Below are 15,283 nucleotides of genomic sequence, written 5' to 3' on the forward strand. Positions count from 1 at the left end.
ACGCGTATCTATGGATGCCGTCAGGAGATCGGCGGTGGCTTGGGAAACTCGAAAGGGATGCCGGCCTTTACACCTTTCCGCTGGGCGCTTTGAATGATGGCCGAGGCCACATTGGGCATGGTCTGCATGGTTGCCATCGCGTCGTCATAGGCCGCCTTTGCCTGGGCTTGCTGATCGGGAGCCGGGCAATTGAAAGCCTGCTGCAACGCGTTGATCATGCTGGCGTAGTAATCGTTGAAACGCGTCATCTGCCGACTGATGGTTGGATAAGCGTCAAAGTCCGCGATTTTAGCGTTGGTCCGGAATTCATGCACGCCGGCCTCGTCAAACGGCAGATCGCCGCCCGAAAAGGAATATCCGAGTGTCTTGACCCTTTCGTCCTTGACGAGAAAATGCTGCTTGATGATCGACTCGAACCGGTAAAAGTGCGCGGGAATGCCCTCGGCGGTGAGCGGGTTGAAGGGGGCCGTGCCCTCCCCCTGACCGACGACCCAGCGCAGATGCTGGACGGCGGATGCCTTGTCCGTGATCCTGAAATTGATGTCGTTCTTCAGCGGGTAGGTGTCGGTGTCCTGGTTGCTGAGATAGGCGATCGGCCTGAAATTCGGAACGACCTCCCTTTGCTTGTACGCGTCGCGCGTGGCGTTATCGAACAAGCCGGGAATGGTGTCGCGATCGATGATCTCGATGATGCCCTCATAGAATTGCCCGATCGTTCTGGGCAGACCTGCTGCGCGGGCCGTCGGATAATGGACTGGATCCTCCGGCGTTTCGATCTGCATGAAAAGATCTTTGACCAGATCGAGCGAAAAAGAACGGAGATCGAGTTTGAGCGGCGGGTCAAGAATGGTCAGCTGACAGGGATAGTCGGGCACCGCGGCCACGATGTCGGGTGAGATGCCAATGGCGTTCATGAGATTGGCCACCGCGGTCATATGAAGCATCTCTTCAATGGCCGCCCGCAGGATCAACTCGGAGATCTTGGTATTTGCCGTCGTCAGGCTGAAAACCGCCGACAGATAAGTCGGGATCGTCGCAAATTCCAGCTGTAAGGCGTGCTGCAGCAGCCCGCCGAGTTCCTGGCGCGCGGCGTCGCCCTGGATAGCGGCCGTCTGAATGCTGCGGAGGCGGGCATCGAGATGGCGATTGATGGTCAGGGGAGAGTAATCTATCGCCATAATAACTCACCATCACTCTATATCCGGGAATAATAGTGGGGTGCGCCGAAGATCGCAACCAAAGGTTGGCCGGCGCGACAACAACTTAAGCACGAGCGACGCGCACGAACCAATCAATCCCGTGAAGGCGCGGGCCCCGCGCGCGCCAAAAAGCTGGTTTGTCGAGGTCAACGGGGCCGATCAAGACGTGGAAGCGGATCCGTCCGCTTCCAGTGTTTCTTGCTCAAGGAAGCGGCGGCAGCCCCTGCGCGGTGATGACACTATTGATGTAGCTCCGGAACGAGTCCGTTCGCACGTAGATGCCGCCAGCCCCGCATGGAACGTTCGCGTCGCGCGTCGCTCGGCTGGTGAGGCCGCCCACAACGGAACCCTGATCGCTGTCGATGTAAGCCGGACCGCCGCTGTCGCCATTGCAAGTATCACGCCCGAGGCCTTTACGCCCCGCCACAAATTCATAGGCAGAATGGAAGCCGGTGAGCTGTTCGAACTGCGTCAGGTTGTCGGCCTCGGAGCGGCGAATTGGCCCCATCGGCGCCCGCACCTCGCGCTTCACGCCGAAACCCTTGGGCAGTTGCGGATCATTGTAGCCAAAGCCTACCAGATGGACCTGCGACGCTTGCTTCAACTGGTCCATCGTCGCCAAACGCGCGGGGACGACTGCCGCGTCTTGGTCGAGGATGAGAATGTTGATATCATTCTCGTTGAATGGATGGCTCCGATAGTTTGGATGGGCGATGGTCTGGCGTACCGCCACCACGCGTCCCAGCAGTTGGGGTGTTGCCTGGTCGCCGATAAGGATCCTGGTGATGCTCGAACCGCAGTGAGCAGCGGTCAGTACCACGCGCGGCGCGACCACTACGCCAGTGCAGAACCACTGGGTGGCGTCGCCGATACACACACACGACGGGATCAACCCGGCCTGAACGCGATTGCCGCCTACTATGCGCTCCAGTTCGGTCGGAGCCGGAACGGCGATTTCGCCTTTGGCAATCTTTTGCTGCGTAACCACCTCGCGGGCGAACTCCCGTACCTGGTCCTTCATGTTATCGGGCGCAGCCGAGACCATGCGTTCGACGCTATCGTCGTCTGGCGCAGCGTTCGCGGCGGCCTCCGCTCCGGGCAGTGCCGCGCGCACGCCGCCTGTCGGATGGCTACCTGAAGCCCCCATACCCGCAACCACCTCGGTTAGGCGAGCAACCTCGCGGTTGAGCGCAGCAATGGCTTCTCGTGCATTGAAGGATTGATCGCCGCCGCAGTCCGCGCAGTGATCGGCGCCGGCGTCAATCGGGTTCAGGGTACGCCCCGCTCGTGGCACATTCGCGCCCCTGACCGCTCGCAGCCCGCGCAGCCGGCGGGTCGGTCCGCTGAACACAATGTCGCCGGCCGATCGGATCAGCGGCCATTCCGCTTCGCCTGGCTCGGCCGGCGCGGCGCGGGTGCGTTCCTCTGACCAGGTAAGTTCGTCGACGTCGCTCAGGCTTCCGAAGTCGAGGCCTGTCCACTCCTGGATCGCGCCAATCGTCACCTGATGGACTTTCAGCCTCAGCAGGCGCCGGCCTTCACGGTCGTTCCACATATCGGACTGACGCATGGCGAAGCAGACAACCGATAGATCCTCTCCGCCTGCGGTCGCATCGCGGAGCACGACCACCTTCCAGAAGGCCGCTGGAATCTGCGCAGGCCCGCGTGCGCGAAACATCGTCCGCAAATTTGGTGGCAAGTCGTTCAGTACCGGGTCGTTGCTGCGAAGGACCGGCCCAGTGAACACGCACAGGCGATAGGAGAAGTCGGTCGCCTTGTCGAGAATCCAGTCTTCAAGCGTAACCCATTCGTCCTGGTTGAAGTTTTGGTGCTGGGGGGCAGCGTTCGTATAAAAATAAGTCGCCTTGTTGGCGAGCTTCGCCTCGGGTACCGGACCCCACAACACATCCTCGCGACGGACCAGATGTCCCTTGTCCAGCTGGTTGCCGTCGTACGTTTCCGAACCCAACTGACTCTCACCTGCGCGTTCGTCCATCTTCCAGGTCAATCCGCCCTTGACCCGCACCGCGCGCGATGCGTCGACGTTGTGGGCGGTGAAAATCGCGACCCGGCGTTCGGCATGCATAACAAGCGAGTAGTGAGTGTAGTCTAGAACCGCGCCGGAAGCGAACGCACTCGCGCGCAGAGAATCCGATAGGCTCGGCATCGGTACACTAAAGCCATCCCCAAGAAATTCCGAATCATAAGGAATGATCAATTCGGGACGCGCCATGGCTACTCTCTCCCTCGCGGTTATGCCGAAACGTGTGATTTGTTCAGTCAGCTTCTGTGAGATGCTGCGCACGGCTCTCTCGACGGTCACGATCGGGAGATGTAGGCGCTCCGCTAGTTCGGTTGTGGTCGCTAGGGTGCCGCTCTTGCGCTCAGAAGCCTGCAGCCGCTCAAAGATGGGCTGAGACTTCTCTGTTGGAGCGATCGGTCGGATCGTAAGAGCAACGGCCCTTTCCGCCTCACTGATGCGGGGCTCATCGGGGATGTCGGAAGTAGACGTGAACCCGCACTCCTGGCGGAACCAGTTGCGAATATCGCGTGATTGTAACGCCACGTCGATGATGTGAATGCCGTTTTCCGTTGCGGCGACGTCTTCAAGCGGAACCGCCGCCGGCGGGCTGGCAGCGTCCGGGACCACTACCGCGGCCTTTGCCACTATGCGGCGTGACTCGCCCGCGGAAAGCAGCGGCGCGGCCGATGTCTGGCTAAGAGTCCAAACCATATGCGCGTCGGAGGCAACGAGACGCGGAGCGACAAGATCGCAAACGGAACCGCGTGGGACGAGATCTGATCGTGTTGCCGCCACATTCAGGATCGTTCGCCATCCAGCCGCGAGCATCGGCGGGAACGTGAACGGCCGATACGAGAGGTCATTCTTGCGCAGCAGTTGGAGCCGCAACCTCAACGCCTCGACATCAGGATGGAAGAACGTGCGGTTTGGATCTACCAACTCGGTGAGGCGATCGATAAGATTCGCCAGGATCTCGATGTCGCCCGAGTCTTCTTCGATGCGCAGGAGATGGCCGGCATAAAAGCCGAACATCGGATTGATGTTGTGCTGATTCAGAAGGTCATAGATGAAGCGGGTAAACGATTCGCCGCTGAGCGTGCGCCGGCCTGCAAGTAGCCTGAGCGCCTTTCGTTCAAGGCGACGAATCTCTTGTGGCGCGGAGCTGGAAGAGGAATTCTGGGGATACATGCGCACCTGCACGCTAGCGAGATCCGCGCGGTAGTCGTCCTTGCGGTAGCGTCGCAGTGGACACGAGAGCGTGACCACCCAATCGGGAGGAACGATGATCGGCGTTTCCAGAAGCTGTCCCTCAAGCCCGGGGTCCAAACGCAAGCGGTAGAAACCAGGATCCGCATGGAACGTCAGCAAGCCGGCCGCCGGATCGGGAGAGTACAATGGAGTGCCGTACTCGTCGCAGATCGATAGGCCGCAAGTCGGTTTGTCGACGTATGGGATATCGTCATCATCGTTTGGCTTTTGTCTTATGTTCACGCGGATGTTGGCATCGCCGGCGGGCTCGGCCGCCTCAAGCTCTTCATCCGGCTGCGAAGGGACAATTTTCTGACGCACAATCACCGGTTGGGGCTCGTTTGCCGACACGATCGCCAGCTGCTGATGCATGAATGCGCCGTCACGAAACGCAATTTCATAGACACCGGGCGGAAGCTGCAACTCAAGCGGACCGGAATTAGCCTCAAGCCGCACTTTCTTGAAGCGGCTGTCGGAAACGGAAATCTCGGTCAGCGGCGTCGCAGACTCGATTCGAACGGAAACGATCTTCGCGTCAGAGGTTGACATTGAGTGCCTCCCCCAACACCCGCACCGGCACGGAAGGGCCTGGCCCCGCATTGAACGCATAAAGGCCCGGCGGCAGATGAATGCGGTACTTTCCATCGCCGATGGGCTCTGGCTGAACATTGATCGGCGAGAGATCGGCACCATCCAGCACTGAAAGGACCGCCGCCGGATCGCCAAGCGCCACATCGACTGGAATCAATGCGGGCGCGGGCGTGGAATTGATGGCCAGGGCGGACGGCGATTCGACGCGCGGACTAGCCGCTCCACCATGAGCCGCGGCGACCGCTTCCGCCTCGCGGAAAACGATTGCGGGCGTGTCTTCATCAAGGAAAAACGGCGGCGCAAACTTCTGATCCTGTGGAACGAGATTGAGGACCTGCTTCTTGACGAAATCACGCACCGACAGTGCGGTTATCCGACCGGCACTATCAACGGCAGAGCTCAGGCCAAGTAACAATGAATGAGTGAAAACGCTTTGCCAGAGAGGCTCCTTCTGGGCATCGAACGGATGCGGCAATTGCTTCTCAAGTGCGCGCTTCTTCCATTTCGCCGCAAGTCCGTGGAAATACCTTGCGTTCGGAAGTGACTCGCCTGCTGGGGGCAAGCCGGTGTGACTTCCCGCTCCGGATACGTCCCGGCAACAGGCCATGAACAGAACGACTTCTTCAAAAAGCGGCTGCCTGAACACGCGCTCGGCGGTAAGACGTCCCGTTAGAACACGATAGGGATTAAGCGGAGAATTCCCGAGAACAAGGCTGCAGTCGTCGCCATCGGCAGGCGCGACGCCATGGCCCGCCATGAAAAGGTACAGCCTTCGCCCCACCCTTCCGCCAGTCCCATAAGATCGGTTATAAAACTCGAAGATCTCATCCTCGATGTCGTCGCGAAACGGCTCGAAAGGACCTGGCTCTTTCGGAGACACAAGAAGATGAGAATTCTTGGGGTTGAGACCGCCGCCGTTGGGTGAAATCGTCCACTCGTGAAATAATGTGGCATCGTTCACCGCACCTAACAACTCTGGAATATCGTCCTTCAGACGGTATCGATTGATGCCAACGATGATGGCGTGGTCATTCGGAGCCCGATATTTTGCGGCGTCCTCGCTCATTTCTCAAATCTCACGCAGACCGGCCCGCATAACGATGCCTGAAAACTCGCCGAACGCGATCACTCAAAATTTGGAAATATCGCAACCAATCGCAACTATAGATTGACTATAGCGGGCATCCGCAGCAATCGCAATCCTAAGTCGCGACCAACGCATACGCGCATGCGCACCCCTGCGCATCGTAGCGGCCGTCGACTGCTCCGGGACCATCGGCGGATTGGTCCAAGTCGCTGACAGAGTTTGGAACTGCGTCTTTCAGACTATTAGCTAGACGCCACCCCGCGCCTTAACTCCGGCTTCTCCGGCGGAGCGGAAAGCGAAACTGGGCGATTGCCAAGATGCGCGGCGCTGGTCGGCGGCAGTCGGACCACCTCAAGCTTGGGTCGAAAGGAACTCAAACGACCTTAAGGCAGAGTGCCGCCGGTCTCTGCCTTTGCGCGACTTCGACGTGGTAGCCCAACAGTCTCAGGGTCGTGCCCCGATCGATCTGTGGATGCAGAACGGCCTTCCCAAGTTCATCCGGCGCCAAATCGATGGAAGCCTGCGGTCGGCCATCAAGGAAGAAGTCCAGGCGATCAAGACCTGCGGTCTCGATCGTGATCTGACTCTTCTTCGAGATCCGATCAGCCCTTGCCTCGGGGGTAATCCTGATGATGCGAGGCCTCTCCTTCGAGAGCACGGCAGCAGCAAACGCAAAAAGCCCGCGGTCGCCCTCCATCAAATCCCCGCGCTGCAGCTTATAGTGCTGATCCGGGATCACACCGAAATCCTCGAGCAACGCACCAGCCTTCGGACCAACACGCAACGACTGCCTAATCGCCACCCGCATGCTCGCCTGCTTCGGCAAGAGTTTCAGTCCCCAACCAACCGGGAGCATCTCGGTCAACAGCCGATGTTCCCAGACATTAGCACCGCCGGCCCCGGTACTGGCACTGACGCCGATCACCTGGCCTAGCCCGTGATCCTGAAATCCGGCGGCAAACATGTCGGTCGCCGAATAGCAGTTGCCATCGATCAAGAGAACGACGGGACCATAATAGCGTTGCCCGATAGCATTGCAGGTACTTTCGTCGGTGAGAGGAAACGCGTGCGAATACACCGCGCTAGTTTCCACCGCCTCTTCCAGCGACGAGCGCCAGCGATTGAGAGGAACCCGGGATGTCGACGGGTTGTTACGGCACAAATCAACGGTGCCCGGCGTCACTAGGAACTGCATGGGCTCCGGAGCTATCTGCACCGGAGAGAATGTCTGTAACAACCGTTCAGCCGCCCAAATGAGGCCACCGCCATTACCACGCACATCGAGAATGAGCCCATTGCTCGGCATTTTTTCCGCTAGGCGCACGAACTCGCCAACAAATCCGTCGGGATCCCTGACGTCAAAGCTCGTGATCTGGATGTGTCCGTATAGTTTGCCGCCCATGTCGAACTCGCGAGCACGGAACACCATGTGCCATGGCGAGGTCACCGGAAATTCAGTGCCGCCGATCGTATCGGCGACCGTTCCCGGCGACGCACTGCCCCGAAGGCCGTTCACCTCGTCGCCGGCTTTGGTGCCCCCTGCGCTTTGGCGCCAATTGGGGTCGAAAATCCGCTGCCGTGCCTTACGCACGGCTTCGGCTGCCGTATCGAGCCCGAGAAAGGCAGCCAGTCTTATATCTGTCGCAGCGATCGGATCGGGCGGAACCGGGTCAATTTCCGTGGCAATCCTGCGAGACGTCGTACCTTTCTCGAAGAGAATCTCGCTCTTCCGCGCGATGCCCTGTGGCCCCAAGTTCAGTGAGTCATGCGCGGCTTGCTGCGACGGGCTGACCGTCGGCGTCGGGGAAACCGTTGCGAGCGCAGTCGCCGTAATTCCCGCCGCAGCGAACTCGTCGGGCGGAGTGTAGCTGACGAACCAGTGTTGCCGCATTGGGAGAAAACTTCCCGGACCCGCGCCCGGCGGCAAAAATTCAATGTCGACGAAGTCCGCGTCGGGTGGCAGCGCAGTGTCCATCGACCGAATCGTGAGCGAACTGATGCCGCGGGCGTGGCGCGCGGCTTCGTTGCTCCCGGCCGTCTGGTCGGAATTCCGGAGAACGGCGCGCTCGATCGGCATTCCGTTCCAATAGACCAATTCCGAGCCTGGTTCGAAATCCGGGTGAGCAAATTCGTAGTCTCGCTTGACGCGCGTCACGAGATATTTTCGCGTATCGCCGTCATAGAAATGCGCCACCTCGAACGGCAAATACGCGGTGTAGTAGCGATAGGGAATCGGCAGCTCATAGATGGTGTGAAGGTCACGAACCGAATTGAAAATCTCGGTGACCTTGTTATGAAACGTAAGCTCGTCCTTTTCCTCGGCAGGAATGTCTGCCTTCTGTTGTAGATGGCGCAGCAGGACGCGCAGCCGTTGCGTTGGCCTGACCGCGTGGATCGCCTCCTTCAGCGGCCGATGCACATAGAACCCCTCGAGCGTCTCGATCGCCTGCTCGACAATCAGGATCCGATCCTGCTGTGTGAGCGTCCCTTCGACGCTTTCGCGAAACATCCGCAGCGTCTTGTCGTTATCCGGCGGTGTTACCCCGGCCAATGGGCGCTCCACTTTCCGGACGGCGGCAGCTGCAGCAGCGCGCGATCCCGAACGTGACTTCGATGCCCACGAAATTGGACGACGCCGGATATCATCCGGCAGAACGAGCGGACCGGTGCGGTGCGGTTCGTCCTGCGGCAGGCCCACAACGGCCTCTTCCCGTTCTGCCCGATTTTTCGGCACGATCACGGGTTCGACGAGGGCGGTCTCGCCGCGATGCCGAAACGCCTCCGCGACCGCGGCCTCAGCATTGAGAAATACGCCGATTGGCTTGCCCGGATCTTCCGTCAACGAAGTTCCGGTACCCGCCAGTATCCCCTGAATCTCTTCATGCTTGAGGGTCGGGTTCACCGATAGCATTAGCGCGACCACGCCTGCCACCTTTGGCGTTGCACCAGAAGTCCCACCGAACCCATTCCGATAGGCGATGTCGCTTGATTGCGCGCAAGTGACGTCGTGCACAGGATCGCCCGGCGCCGAGACGACGATGCGGCCCCCGTAGTTGCTGAATGGCGCCCGCTTGTTCTCGCTCGCGTGATAGGCCGTCGCCCCGACCAGGATTGACCCTGTTGGATCGAAAGGCTCGCCGAAGTCATTGCGATCTGCAGGACGGTTGCCGTTCCCGGCGGCCACGCACACGACACAACCATCAGCAATCGCGGCCCGGATGGCCCGGTGAACGGGAAGCACCTGTTCATAATTCCCGAGAGCAGGCCAGGTTTGGACCTCGAGAATGATCACCTTCCTTCGCCCGCTGGAATCCGTTCGGCGCACGAAATCGATCGCTTCTGCCCACGGCTCTTCAAATTTCCGCGGAGAGGCGGAACTGTCGGCCTGTATCGCCCACACTGCTGCCGCGGGCGCGTATCCGACCACTCCGACACCGTCTGGGCGTGCTGCCGCAATTCCAAGGACTGCAGTTCCATGGCCTAGTTGCGCGCCCTGACGAACATCGTCGTTCCCGGAGAACGCATTATAGGTGCGCTCGATCGCGCCTGCGAATTCCTGGTGGCTGGTACGGAAGCCCCAGTCGATGTCAGCGATGACGACGTTGTCGCCAAGCGAATACCCAACTCGAGAAATCGGGTGACAGCCGTGGACTGAACTGCACCCCTTAGGTGAGACACGACAATTTCAGTTACAGTGCGGTCGTCACGATCCGTCGTGCTTTGTTTTGCGCGAACGTCGGTGCACAGTGCCGCAGTGGGATACCGGGATGATCGTCCAGCGCCTCCAGAGAGATACTGTCTTTCCGAAGATGGCGCTTCGAGCCGGTCCACGGCCAATGCCCCTCTTTGATTGCTTTATCTTTTTTGACAACTGTTGCGTGCCAGTTACAGACTTGAAGGTGGCTCTTATGCAATAGTGCCGGATATTCACTTAAAATAACAAAGCCGTTTCAGGGGGATGCCGTGCTTATGCGGATATTGCCGCTTGCAGCGGCCGTTTTTGTTGCCGGATGCGCAATTCGACCGTTGCCTGAGAACGTTTCCGGGGTCGACACACCAACTATCGTCAAGCAGATCCGCTGCGAGACGCGGCAAGCTATCATCGACCTCACGATCGGCTGGCTGACGGCGGATGCAAATTTGGAGAACCGCCGCGTCGATCCTCAGGCGCATGACATAGGGGTTGGCTTCAAAAACGGGCGACCGATCAATCAATTCGAGCCGAAGCTCTTCCATGGACATGTCAGGGACGTTGTAGACACGTTCTACACGGCCGGCGCTGCCTACACGTTTGACCTGGAGATGACCGAAGAGAATAACTTCAACACGGAAATAAATCTTCTCAAGCCGTTCACGACTTCGAATCTGACGTTTGGTATCAAGGGCAGAGCCGATCGATCCCGCAAGAACCAGCGCCTCTTCACGCTCACCGACAGCTTCGGCGCGCTTCTCAAGCTTCCCGACCATTACTGCAACGGAGAATCGATCGGACGCAACTACACCCATCTCGTTCCGCCGAACTATGTCTACCCGATCTCGGGCAAGATCGGTGTGAAAGAATTCCTGGCCGATTTCATCAACATGTCGATCTACGACAATCTCGGGGGTCCAAAAGAAAAGCCAGACGGGCCACCAACGCTCGTCGATGCGCTCGAATTCCAGACTCTCATCAGCGGCGGCGTTTCGCCGAAGATCCTGTTCACGCAGATCATGCCGGGCCTGCAGGTCACCGAAGCGTCGTTCACCGGGGAAGCGATCCGCACAGACCTCCACAAGATCACCATGGGGGTAGCCGTCACCTCCCCCGGTTTGCGTGGCCTGGGGCACCTTCGAGCATATCCGGCCGTTCCAATCGTTCCAACCTTGTCACTCATCAGTGTTCGTCCGTCGACTCCAGCGGAGGCAATCGCCGCGGAGGCCGTCAATCAGGCGCTCACGCTCAATTTGTTCAGACCCAGAGTGATCGTCACACCGTAGAAGGAGGCTAGCATGAAAAAGCCGACCAAAGCTAAGGCGAAGGCTAGGGCGAAAGCATCAGGCCGGAAGCAGAAGGCGCCTAGCCAGGCCGAAAAAATCATCCCCACGCATCTTCCGCCAACCGCTTCATTCGTGATGGGGCTTCACGACGTGATCAAGGTCGTGAAAATGATCGAGAAGCACGACCAACTGGCGAGCTTCGCGAGAAAAATGAAGAGCGAGAAGGCGGAGGTGCGGATTCCCGCGGACACGGTCAACCTGGTCAAAGATTTTGTCGCCGAAAAGAAACTGCACAAGAATGCGATCGGGAAGCACATCATCAATGCCCGCGATAAGAGGCCTACAGCGGACACGGAGATCAGGACTTCAATTGCGGTCGCAACTGGCGCTGTCGCGGCCAGAGGACCGGATGGCGATCCCAACCGATGCAACATGGGACAAGTGGAAGGCGGTTAGGGTCCTCGAGGGGGCGATTACTGTGACAATGCTGGACTGCATCCCAGCACTGTCACTGCAATTTTTCGCCGTGGGTTCAGTGCAGCAGAGGCTATGAGGCTGACTAAGGATAGGATTTGAACCTACCACCTTCAGGTTATGAGCCTGACAATTGCCAAAGGGCCATTCGACACGCCGGCCCGCGCGCCAGCCCATCTCCCAGAAGTCTGCCTCGAGACGGGTGGTTTCTTTGAAGATCGCAATCAACTCTGCCTCGCGGGCCGGGGTGGCGCAGAGATCGACGAGACGCTCCAAGTGCGCTCCGGCTTTCGCCGCGACCTCTTGGTATGGCGCGCCGGCGTACTCGGCAATCCAAACGCGGTAGGGGTTCGTCGCAGCGTCCGCATCGGGTCGCGCAGCTAGCCGCTTCGCGATCGTCCCGTACCTGATCACGCAAGGGGCCAGCGCCACCTTGAGCGCCAGCATCGCCCGATTCCCGATCAACCGCCAGCGGATTGGATCTATGATAGGGACAAGTAGCTTTCATAAAAAGTAATGTGAATTCAATAGCTTAAACATAGATTTGGTGCGCTCGGAGGGCGGGCTGATTTAACGCAATTTCAATGACTTACGGAGATCCGGCGCGAGAATAGGTGCGTTTCCCGCAGAAAAGTGCCTTTCAGGAGCACCAGATTGCTTCGCGTAGCGAACCTTATGCGAATTAGGTGATCGGTGACCAACTGGTCGCCGCTGTTGCGCCGATGCTCGCTTTTGAATCCTGCACGGCGCCACATACCATTTCTGCATCGGCCTGCTCCACTGGGGCGGATGGCAGAACTGCGGGGTGTGCCACACGGGACAAGCGGCGCGACGCATCGAGGTCTTCTTGGCATGGCCTTACACTTGGCGCGTAGGCCAGCCACGCGCGGATCGGCCCCCTCTGGGGGGCATGTGAAGCTAAGGAAGTTCCATGCTCCAAGGGGCGATGGCCTCGAAAGTGCCTTCGCCGACGACTATGCCGGTGAACAATGGCAGTCCATCGCAGAGCACCTGTCCGAGCACGTCCAAAACGGCCTCGCCCGAACGCTGGCAAGCAGGTCTCGCCGGCTACGCGCCGGCCGAAGGAGAGCTATCCGTCGCTCCGCTCATGGACGATGGCGCAAGTGCGATCGAAGAACACGAAGCCGGAGATCGCCGTGCGCAAGGCCGTGCACGCTCTCGGGCTGCGCTTTCGGATCCACGGCACCGAGCTTCCCGGCACGCCGGACTTGGTCTTCCCGCGATGGAAGACCACCCTCTTCGTTCACGGATGTTTTTGGCACCAGCACCATTGCGAGCGGGCCCGGCTGCCGAAGACGAACGCGGACTATTGGACGAAGAAGCTCCAACGAAACGCGCAGCGGGATAAGGCGGCCCGACGGCTCTTGAAGCGTTCCGGATGGCGAAGCGCTGTTATCTGGGAGTGTCAGGCAAAGGACGCGGCCAAACTGGACCGCATCCTCCGACGCCTGTTCGATGCGGCGGGGACTAACCCGCGGCAGCGTCTGCGGTGAAGGCCGGAGCCGGCGGCCTCTCGCCGGCCATCTCGAGCGCGCGCAGCGGCCGACGTTCGAGATCGAACGTGTCGATCGGCAGCGTGCGCACGCCGGGCGACGCGACGCCCAGTCTGCTCAGCAAGGTCGGATCCGCGCGCCAAAGCGGATGGATCACGATCAAGCGCCGGTTGACGCGCCCCTGCCCGTCCGTCTCGGCGAGGCATGGCAATCCCATCGGCCCTGCACGCTCCGCCCGCCAGAACCGGGGCCGCATCGACGCGACGGATTCCGCCAGCGCGTGCGCCTTCCGCAGCCATCCCTTCAGTTCGGGGTGGGTATCGAAATCACCATCGAGACCGCACTGGTGTCAATCGGCCTGTAAATTTGACCCCTCATCGGCGTCCAATTTTGGCTCTGACTCACTTTTGATGCAGTTCGAGGGATGTCTGGCGCTTTGATTTGGGGGAGAATCAGCGCCATGCAGCAGGCACTCCAGCGCTCCAGTCTGGTGCCGAGTGGATTTGTTGTAGAGAGTGCGTACTACGAAGGTGATAAGGCTGTTATTGCGGTCCGGGCGTCGGGAAGCATTGGTCTGTGCCCATCTTGCGGAACGGTTTCCCGACGCGTCCATAGCCGATACCGGCGTCGTGTGACTGATCTTCCCCTTTCGGGGCGGATCGTACAGCTTCTGGTGATTGCTCGTCGCTTCCGTTGCGGCGCCGTCCTATGCGGGCGCCAAATCTTCACCGAGCGCTTCGCCGAAGGGGTGCTGGCACCGTCGGCGCGACGCACGGCAAGGCTGGACTCTATCGTCCATCACCTCGGTCTGGCACTTGGCGGTCGACCGGCAGCAGGCTTCGCAAAACGGCTAATGCTGCCGGTGAGCAAGGATACGCTCCTTCGCGTGGTCCGACGCCGTAGCCGTCCGCCAGCTGATCCGCTCAGGGTTATCGGCATTGATGATTGGGCCTGGCGGCGCAACCACAGATACGCCAGCATCATCTGCAACCTGGAGCGGCGCCGAGTAGTCACCCTGCTCCCGGATCGGGAGCCCGCAACTGCCCAAGCCTGGCTCGCTGCTCATCCCACGATCGCGATCGTTGCCCGTGACCGTGGTGGGGGATATGGCGAAGCGACAGCAAGAGCCTTACCGCATGCGGTACAGGTTGCAGATCGTTGGCATCTGATGGAGAACGCCAGTCGGGCCTTCCTCGATGCCGTTCGCAAATCGATGCGCCAGATACGCACAGTGATCGGCGCGACCACGATTGATCCCAAGCTGCTAACAGCCGCAGAGCGGATCCAGTATGAGGGTTATCTGCGCCGCGAGGAGACCAATGCGGCTATCCTGGCTCTGTCGAAGAATGGCATACCCATCAAGCAGATCGTGCGTCAGACTGGTCACAGCAGGCAGCTGGTACGGCAGGCGATTCGCGGCGAACGACACGATGTCTTCCGGACCCGGCAAAGTTCGTTGGACTTACACTTGCCGTGGCTCGACGATCAGTGGGCGTCCGGCTGCCGAAACGGGGCTGAACTTTGGCGTCGTTTAACGGCGCGTGGCTTCAGAGGCTCGCTCCGCGTCATCAGCGAGTGGGCGACCCGCAGACGAAGGGCTGAAAAGCCCGACGCACGAAAACTTCAGCGGATTCCATCGGCCAGAACGATCGCGCGCCTCATGACAATCGGCGGAGATCTGCTCACGAAAGCAGAGACCGTCACGGTCGCGGCAATCGAAGCTGGCGTACCATCCTTGGTCGAGGCTCGCGAGATCATCGCCGAATTCCACTTGATGATCCGGCGCAGAGCCGAAGCAGGGCTCACGCCGTGGATCGACCGCGCCCGCGCCAGTCTCGTGACTTCCTTCGCCAGCGGCGTCACGAAGGATGAAGCGGCGGTTCGGGCGGCAATCACTTCGCCCTGGTCCAACGGACAGACTGAAGGTCAGATCACCCGCCTCAAGCTCGTGAGAAGGCAGATGTACGGTCGCGGGAAAATCGATCTCCTTCAGGCCAGGCTAATCGGTGCAGAATAATCGGAGCTGCACCAAAATTGCGTCAGAGCCAAATTTACAGGCCGATTGACACCCCATTCAACCGCACAAACGGCGCTGGGCGACGCTTCGACGTATGCGTTGCCTCTCGAATGTCTCGCGATCCAGAACCGATTATCTCGCCGGGAAAGCGGC

9 protein-coding genes, 1 tRNA gene and 1 pseudogene are annotated in these 15,283 nt (G+C 59.7%); 4 read left to right on the plus strand and 7 right to left on the minus strand.

Annotated elements, in window-relative coordinates:
- Positions 1-20: 20 nt before the first annotated feature.
- From AB7535_RS18895 to AB7535_RS18910, 4 genes are all read right to left on the minus strand, one after another.
- Complete coding sequence (locus AB7535_RS18895) at positions 21-1,178, minus strand: ferritin-like domain-containing protein (RefSeq protein ID WP_439036755.1); 1,158 nt, start codon at positions 1,176-1,178, stop codon at positions 21-23.
- A 223-nt stretch (positions 1,179-1,401) separates the two neighbouring features.
- Complete coding sequence (locus tag AB7535_RS18900) at positions 1,402-5,019, minus strand: DNA/RNA non-specific endonuclease (protein ID WP_439036756.1); 3,618 nt, start codon at positions 5,017-5,019, stop codon at positions 1,402-1,404.
- Positions 5,006-6,127 carry a hypothetical protein gene (locus tag AB7535_RS18905; protein WP_439036757.1) on the minus strand — a complete coding sequence of 374 codons (1,122 nt, stop codon included), beginning with the start codon at positions 6,125-6,127 and terminating at the stop codon, positions 5,006-5,008. The genes AB7535_RS18900 and AB7535_RS18905 overlap by 14 nt, the downstream gene beginning before the upstream one ends.
- A 394-nt stretch (positions 6,128-6,521) precedes the next feature.
- Positions 6,522-9,782: a S8 family serine peptidase gene (locus AB7535_RS18910; protein ID WP_439037352.1), complete on the minus strand. Its 3,261-nt coding sequence runs from the start codon at positions 9,780-9,782 to the stop codon at positions 6,522-6,524.
- 335 nt (positions 9,783-10,117) lie between these two features.
- Between AB7535_RS18910 and AB7535_RS18915 the strand changes: the two genes are divergently transcribed.
- Together AB7535_RS18915 and AB7535_RS18920 are read left to right on the plus strand one after the other, a co-directional pair.
- Positions 10,118-11,125, plus strand: a complete 1,008-nt coding sequence (locus AB7535_RS18915) for a hypothetical protein (RefSeq protein WP_439036758.1) — start codon at positions 10,118-10,120, stop codon at positions 11,123-11,125.
- A gap of 12 nt (positions 11,126-11,137) precedes the next feature.
- The gene (locus AB7535_RS18920; protein WP_439036759.1) at positions 11,138-11,581 is read left to right on the plus strand and encodes a hypothetical protein; all 444 of its coding nucleotides are present in this window, start codon (positions 11,138-11,140) and stop codon (positions 11,579-11,581) included.
- Between the two features lie 100 nt (positions 11,582-11,681).
- On the opposite strand, the gene AB7535_RS18925 is transcribed toward AB7535_RS18920, so the two are convergent.
- Both AB7535_RS18925 and AB7535_RS18930 read right to left on the minus strand, forming a co-directional pair.
- Positions 11,682-11,757, minus strand: a tRNA-Leu gene (locus AB7535_RS18925).
- Positions 11,747-12,046 (minus strand): annotated as a pseudogene (locus AB7535_RS18930) (thiaminase II); the annotation flags it as partial. The gene AB7535_RS18925 and the pseudogene AB7535_RS18930, both read right to left, overlap by 11 nt.
- 542 nt (positions 12,047-12,588) lie before the next feature.
- Here AB7535_RS18930 and AB7535_RS18935 point away from each other — a divergent pair.
- Positions 12,589-13,113 (plus strand): very short patch repair endonuclease, encoded by a 525-nt coding sequence (locus tag AB7535_RS18935; protein WP_439036760.1) that lies wholly within the window; start codon positions 12,589-12,591, stop codon positions 13,111-13,113.
- On the opposite strand, the gene AB7535_RS18940 is transcribed toward AB7535_RS18935, so the two are convergent.
- Entirely contained in the window at positions 13,088-13,330 is a 243-nt protein-coding gene (locus tag AB7535_RS18940; RefSeq protein WP_441279797.1) for a hypothetical protein, read from the minus strand. The genes AB7535_RS18935 and AB7535_RS18940 overlap by 26 nt on opposite strands.
- Positions 13,331-13,573: 243 nt before the next feature.
- On the opposite strand from AB7535_RS18940, the gene AB7535_RS18945 reads away from it, so the two are divergent.
- A complete protein-coding gene (locus AB7535_RS18945; protein WP_439036634.1) occupies positions 13,574-15,130 on the plus strand; it encodes an ISL3 family transposase in 1,557 nt (518 codons plus the stop codon).
- Positions 15,131-15,283: the final 153 nt, after the last annotated feature.

This window comes from Bradyrhizobium sp. 956_D2_N1_4 (genome assembly GCF_052076025.1).
GTDB classification, from domain to species: Bacteria; Pseudomonadota; Alphaproteobacteria; order Rhizobiales; family Xanthobacteraceae; genus Bradyrhizobium; species Bradyrhizobium barranii.

Coding starts and splice junctions, on each gene's coding strand:
- AB7535_RS18900 (WP_439036756.1), bottom strand. CDS start 5,019: ATGTCAACCTCTGACGCGAAGATCGTTTCCGTTCGAATCGAGTCTGCG.
- AB7535_RS18905 (WP_439036757.1), bottom strand. CDS start 6,127: ATGAGCGAGGACGCCGCAAAATATCGGGCTCCGAATGACCACGCCATC.
- AB7535_RS18915 (WP_439036758.1), top strand. CDS start 10,118: ATGCGGATATTGCCGCTTGCAGCGGCCGTTTTTGTTGCCGGATGCGCA.
- AB7535_RS18920 (WP_439036759.1), top strand. CDS start 11,138: ATGAAAAAGCCGACCAAAGCTAAGGCGAAGGCTAGGGCGAAAGCATCA.
- AB7535_RS18895 (WP_439036755.1), bottom strand. CDS start 1,178: ATGGCGATAGATTACTCTCCCCTGACCATCAATCGCCATCTCGATGCC.
- AB7535_RS18935 (WP_439036760.1), top strand. CDS start 12,589: ATGGCAGTCCATCGCAGAGCACCTGTCCGAGCACGTCCAAAACGGCCT.
- AB7535_RS18945 (WP_439036634.1), top strand. CDS start 13,574: ATGCAGCAGGCACTCCAGCGCTCCAGTCTGGTGCCGAGTGGATTTGTT.
- AB7535_RS18940 (WP_441279797.1), bottom strand. CDS start 13,330: ATGGGATTGCCATGCCTCGCCGAGACGGACGGGCAGGGGCGCGTCAAC.